Genomic DNA, 6,043 nt, shown 5'->3' on the forward strand with positions numbered 1-6,043 from the left:
CTATGATCTCCGCATGCCGCCACAGGCTGCCGAACTGCTCGCGCGGGCTCCCATCTTCCGGAGGATCAAACCCGAGGACCGCGAGCGGATCGCGCAGGTCTCCCGGGTGGCGACCTTCTCGCGCGGTGATGTGATTTTCAACGAGGGGGATCCGGCCGCCTGTTTCTACGTCGTAACCGCCGGGCGCGTGAAAATTTCGAAAATGACGCCGGGCGGCAACGAGCTGATCCTCGAGATCTTCGGCGTCGGTGACCCCCTCGGCGCCGTGGCGGTGTACGAGGACCTGCCGTTTCCGGCGACCGCCACTGCGCTCGAAGACACTTCCTGCGTGCTCATTCCGCGCCGCGAGTTCTTTGCCCTCCTGGAAAGCCATCCCACACTCGTCCGCGGCCTGCTCCTCGGGCTGACGACGAGGCTCGTTGAACTGACCAATCGGCTTGCCGAGCTGACCCGCACCCGCGTGGAGGCGCGCCTGGCGCGCCTGTTCCTCAAGATGGCGGAGCAGATGGGGCGCCCTCATCCCCGCGGCGAACTGGTGCCGGCGGTGCTCTCCCGCCAGGAGCTGGCGGACCTGACGGGAACCACCATCGAGACGGCCATCCGTGTCATGAGCCGGTGGCAGAAGCAGAACGTCGTCCACACCGAGAAAGACGGATTCGTGATTGTCGACCGCAAAGCGCTGGAGGCGCTCTGCGCGGAGTAGGGCGCGATGGTGGACACCGCCATCCGTATGATGTAGATCATGGGTCGTCCCGTCCCGCAACGTTACAGTTGCCGCGTCTGCACGTCCTGCCGGAACCGTGGGGCTTGTAGGAGTGGCACATGTCCGTTCGCGTCAAGCTGCCCCAGCTCGAGGATTGGAAGGCCCAGGTCAAGTGCCAGGCCGGATGCCCGGTCGCCACTGACGCGGGCCGCTACGTCCAGCTCATTGCTGAGGGGCGCGACGAGGATGCGTATCTCGTCGCACGCGCGCCGAACCCGTTTGCGTCCGTCTGCGGCCGCGTCTGCGCGGCCCCCTGCGAGGACGCATGCCGCCGCGGCTCCATCGACGCTCCCATCACCATCCGCGGCCTGAAGCGGTTCGTCACCGAGCAGTACGGCGTCGAGTCGATCCACCCCGACACGCAAGACCGGTTGCGCGGTTCCCTGAGCTCCGAAGGCAACCGATACGCGGGGCACCAGCCGATTGCCGGCCGTGCCGAGTCCGAGGCGGCCGCGCGCGGAGCACGAGTCGCCGTGGTGGGCGGCGGCCCCGCGGGGATGTCCGCGGCGCACGATCTGGCGCTCCTCGGGTACGACGTCACGGTTTTCGAAGCCGGACCTGAACCGGGCGGCATGATGCGGTACGGCATTCCGGAGTATCGACTCCCGCGTTCCGTCATCCGCGCGGAAATCGACCGGATCCTTGCGCTCGGCGTGACGCTGCGGCTGAACACGCCGCTCACGTCCGACCGATCGCTTGCCTCCTTGAAGCGCGACGGCTTTGCCGCCGTGTTTCTGTCGGTCGGCGTCTGGGCCGGGCGCGACATCCAGGTGCCGGGCATCGAACTCGACGGCATCGTCAAGGCGGTCGACTATCTCCTGAACATCAATCGCGGCTACCGCATGGAGCTGGGCCGCCGCGTCGTCGTGGTGGGCGGCGGATTTGTCGCGTTCGACGCCGCGCGGACCGCGTTGCGCGTTCACCGCGAGGACGACCTGAGCGAGCTGCAGGAGCGGGCGGGCGCCGCCGACGCAAGGGTCAAGGAGGCGCTCGACTCGGCGCGCGCGGCGCTGCGCGGCGGCGCCGCCGAAGTGACCATCGTGTCGCTCGAGAACTTCAACGAGATGCCCGTCCTTCGAACGACCCAGGGGCACGAGGAATTCGAAGAAGCGCAGCGGGAAGGGATCGCCTTCGTGACGCGCCGCGGTCCCCGGCGCTTCATCGGGGACTCGCGCCTGCGCCAGGTGGAGCTGCGCAAGGTGCTGTCGGTGTTCGACGCCGACGGCCGGTTCGCGCCCGCCTACGACGACTCGGACGTGGTCACGATCGACGCCGACGCCTGCATCCTCGCGATCGGCCAGAAGGCGGATCTCTCGTTCCTTGCTCCCGGCGACGGCGTTGCGCTGACGCCCGGCGGCACGATCAAGGTGGATCCGGCCACCCTCGCCACCACGGCGCCGGGCGTGTTCGCCGGCGGCGACGTGGCGTTCGGGCCGCGCAATCTGATCGAAGCGGTTGCCAACGGCAAGCGCGCGGCGCGATCGATCCACGAGTACCTGTCGCCGCAGCGGCCGCAACTGCGCGCCGCCATCGACATCGAGAAGATCCACACGCCGCACTACCGCATGATCGCCGGCTTCGAGAAGTCCGACCGCGTGGCGCCTCCCACGCTCGACGTCGGCCGCCGCACCGGCATCGCGGAGGTGGAAACCGGGTACGACGAGGAGGCGGCGCGCATCCAGGCGGCCCGCTGCCTGGTCTGCCATGTGCAGACGATCTACGACCCCGAGAAATGCGTGCTCTGCAACCGGTGCGTGGACATCTGTCCGGAGTACTGCCTCTACCTCGTCCCCCTTGAAGACCTCGACCTGGATGATGCGACGCGCGCGGCCCTGCAGGGACGCGCCGGGGCGAACGGGCTGCCGCTCTCCGCGATGCTCAAGGACGACGAGCGGTGCATCCGGTGCGGCCTGTGCGCCATCCGCTGTCCCACGGATGCCATGACGATGGAGCGATTCACGATCACGGAGCGCCTGGCGCCGGCCGTGATGACCGTTGTGTCGAGAGGCGAAGGCCATGTCTGATACCGATCCAAACAGCCCGTCACCCACGGCGCCGGAAACGGACAGCCGCGATGCCAGACCCGATCGGCGGGATTTCCTGCTGAGGCTCGGGATTGGCGCCGGGGTCGTCGCCGTCGGCGCGCAGGGCGCGGCGTCACTGCGGGCGCTCGTGCCCAACGTCTCCTACGACGCGCCGACGACCGTCAAGCTTGGCGCGGCGCGGGAGTTTCCCGACGGCCTCAAGTTCCTGCCCGATCAGCGGCTGTACGTGTTTCGCGAAGGGAACACGTACCACGCGATCTCGGCCGTCTGCACGCACCTCGGGTGCACGGTGCGCGCCGAGGCGCTCTCGCAGCCGGAAACGCGCGAGGTCGGCGGCTCGGCGCTCCGCCTGACGCATCGTTTCGCCTGCCCCTGTCACGGATCCACGTATTCGGGCGACGGCGTGAACTCGAGTGGCCCGGCGCCGCGGCCGCTTGCGTGGTACCGCCTGTCGGTCGCGCCCGACGACGGGCAGCTCGTCGTCGACCTGGCAGACGAAGTCGATCGTGACTTTCGCCTGACGCTTGCCTGAGGACTGCCATGGCTTTTGCGCTGAAACGAACGCCGTCCACGCCGTCCGCCCCTGGCGTCCACCCGCAGGCGCTGTGGAGCTATCGGCCGCAGTCCGACCGCGAAGCGGGCGACGCAATCGTCTCGAACCTGCTGCTCCACTGGTTTCCGGCGAAGGTGTACAAGCCGTCGCTCGACTGGACCTATTCGTTCTGGCTCGGAACGGCATCGGCGGCGCTCTTCTTCCTGCTCATCCTGTCCGGGCTGCCGCTCCTGTTTCTGTACGTGCCCTCGGTCGAGCGAGCCTACGCATCGGTCAAGGACATCGAATACGTCGTGACCTTCGGATGGTGGATCCGTGCGGTGCATCGGATCTCGGCCCACCTGATGGTCGTGGCGGTGGCGCTGCACCTCGTGCGCGTGTTCCTGACCGCCGCGTACCGGAACGGCATCGGACGCAGCCAGCGCCGCGAATGGAACTGGGTGCTCGGCGTCGTCATGCTGCTGCTGACGCTGTTCCTCTCCTTCACCGGCTACCTGCTGCCGTGGGACCAGCTCGCCTACTGGGCGGTGACCGTGGGCACCAACATCGCCTCGTCCATTCCGTACGTCGGCCCGCAGATGCGCGAGCTGATGATCGGCGGGCGCGAAATCGAGCAGGCCACCCTGATCCGTTTCTACGTGCTGCACTGCATCATGCTGCCGGGCGCGCTCGGCGTGCTCTTCGCCTACCACATGTGGCGCGTCCGCAAGGACGGGGGCCTGGCGAAGGCAGACCGCGAGGCGCTGCTGCCGCTGCCGCGCGTCGAGCCTGCCACGCCAACCAAGACCTACACGCTGCTCGGCGTCGCGCGCGGCACGGCGCCGGCCATCACGTCATCGTCGCTCGAGGTCCCCGGCGCCAGCGTGAACGCCGTTCCGGACCTGACTCGCCGCGCGATCATCGTGACGCTCGGCACCTTCGCGCTTGTCAGCATCCTGGCGTCACTGATTGCCTCTCCGCTGGAGGAGCCGGCGAATCCGCTGGTCACGCCGAACCCGGCCAAGGCGCCCTGGTACTTCCTCTGGCTGCAGGAGATCGTGACCGACACCACCATCAAGCTCCGGTCGTTCACGATCAACGGGGCCTTTATCGGCGGCGTGATTCTCCCTGGATTGCTGGTCGGCGTGCTGACCGCCTGGCCGTGGCTGGACCGCACGAGCGCGGACGTGGTGGGCGTGTGGTTCGCGCGCGAGCGGCGGCGGCAGACCCTCGTCTTCCTGGCCGTCCTGCTCGCGATCCTGGCGCTCACCATCGTCGGGACGTACCTGCGCGGCCCGTACTGGAACTTCTATTGGCCGTGGGAAGCGTGGCCCGAGATTCCCGCGAGGATTTGAGATGGAAAAGAGGACGGACTCTCCCTATCCACGACTCGACCGTCCCGTGCTGGCGGTGATCGGGCTGGTGCTCGTCGCCTCGACCGCGTTCTTCGCGTGGAGCGACCGGCAGCACGACTACAAGTACTACCAGTACGCGTTCAGGAACCTGGTCGAAGAAAAGTTCGGTCACGAGCAGGCGGCCGGCGTGCGCACCGGGATCCAGCAGGTGTGGGTCAAGGACCTCGGGCGCGCGGACCGCTGCATCACGTGCCACCAGGCGACCGCCTGGAAGGGGCTCGAAGGGGCCGAGGAGCCGTTCCGCACGCATCCTCCGGAGCCGCTGAAGAACCATCCCGTCGAGAAGTTCGGTTGCTCCGCCTGTCATGGCGGCCAGGGCTGGGCGATTGACGTGGACGAAGCACACGGCGAACTGGCGCACTGGGAGGAGCCGCTGCTCGGATCGATCCTCGGAGAAGAGTATTCGCTCGTCGACGACAAGAGCGCCTTCCTGCAGATGAACTGCAACGTCTGCCACCGGTACGACCGGGAGACGAAGGGGGCCGGCATGATCAACCGCGCGAAGGCGCTGGTCCAGGAGAAGGGCTGCCGCGCGTGTCACGTGATCAACGGGCGCGGGGGCACGATCGGGCCGGACCTGACCGCGGTGGGGGACAAGGCGCCGGAGCAGTACGAGTACGGCCGGCTGTCCGCGCAGAAGACCGCGTTCGCCTGGCACGTGGCGCATTTCAAGGACCCGCGCGCGCTCGTGCAGGACACGGTGATGCCGAACTTCCACCTGTCCACGAAGGACGCCCAGGCGCTCTCCATGCTCGTGCTCTCGTGGCGCGACGTGAAGCTGCCGGCCGCGTACGTGCCGGGCGCGCCGCGCACCGAACCGCAGACCGCCGAGGAGCGCGAGGCCGAAGACAAGATGCTGTCCGGCCCGGGCGGCTGGTTCGTCAGGACCGGCTGCTTCGTGTGTCACTCGATCTCGGTCTACGGCGTGAAGAGCCCGGCGCAGATCGGCCCGGACCTGTCGATCGCGGCCGCCGACGTGCAGTCGCGCTTCGGCCGGACGCTCGACGATTTCTTCATGAACCCGACGGGGACGATGTCCGTCGTGCTGTCGCGCCAGATCATCCTCAACACCGAGCAGCGCAAGGACGCCGTCGCCAGGATGCGGCAGGCCTTCGCGGAGTACGAACGGTTGAAGGCCGGCGGGCAGGATCCGCTCGCCGTCAGCCACTGAGCGGTGTGCGCATCGGCCGTGCGGGCATCCCCCGGCCTGCCCGCACCCGCCGTTTCATCCTCGCGCCGGGATTGTGGAGAGGCGTATGAGTTTCATCCGAACGCGGACGGCGGCGTG

General features: G+C 68.1%; 5 protein-coding genes. All 5 read left to right on the plus strand.

Annotation, left to right across the window (positions count from 1 at the left end; all coding sequences use genetic code 11):
- Positions 1-13 precede the first annotated feature (13 nt).
- Entirely contained in the window at positions 14-703 is a 690-nt protein-coding gene (locus HYU53_02880; protein ID MBI2220133.1) for a Crp/Fnr family transcriptional regulator, read from the plus strand.
- A gap of 119 nt (positions 704-822) precedes the next feature.
- Positions 823-2,787 carry an FAD-dependent oxidoreductase gene (locus HYU53_02885; GenBank protein MBI2220134.1) on the plus strand — a complete coding sequence of 655 codons (1,965 nt, stop codon included), beginning with the start codon at positions 823-825 and terminating at the stop codon, positions 2,785-2,787.
- Positions 2,780-3,340, plus strand: a complete 561-nt coding sequence (locus HYU53_02890; GenBank protein ID MBI2220135.1) for a Rieske 2Fe-2S domain-containing protein — start codon at positions 2,780-2,782, stop codon at positions 3,338-3,340. Before HYU53_02885 ends, HYU53_02890 begins: the two co-directional genes overlap by 8 nt.
- A gap of 8 nt (positions 3,341-3,348) precedes the next feature.
- On the plus strand, positions 3,349-4,695 hold the full coding sequence (locus HYU53_02895) for a cytochrome b N-terminal domain-containing protein (GenBank protein ID MBI2220136.1): 1,347 nt from the start codon (positions 3,349-3,351) through the stop codon (positions 4,693-4,695).
- Position 4,696: 1 nt separating this feature from the next.
- Positions 4,697-5,926: a c-type cytochrome gene (locus tag HYU53_02900; GenBank protein MBI2220137.1), complete on the plus strand. Its 1,230-nt coding sequence runs from the start codon at positions 4,697-4,699 to the stop codon at positions 5,924-5,926.
- Positions 5,927-6,043: the final 117 nt, after the last annotated feature.

It is taken from the genome of Acidobacteriota bacterium (assembly GCA_016184105.1).
Classification (GTDB): domain Bacteria; phylum Acidobacteriota; class Vicinamibacteria; order Vicinamibacterales; family 2-12-FULL-66-21; genus JACPDI01.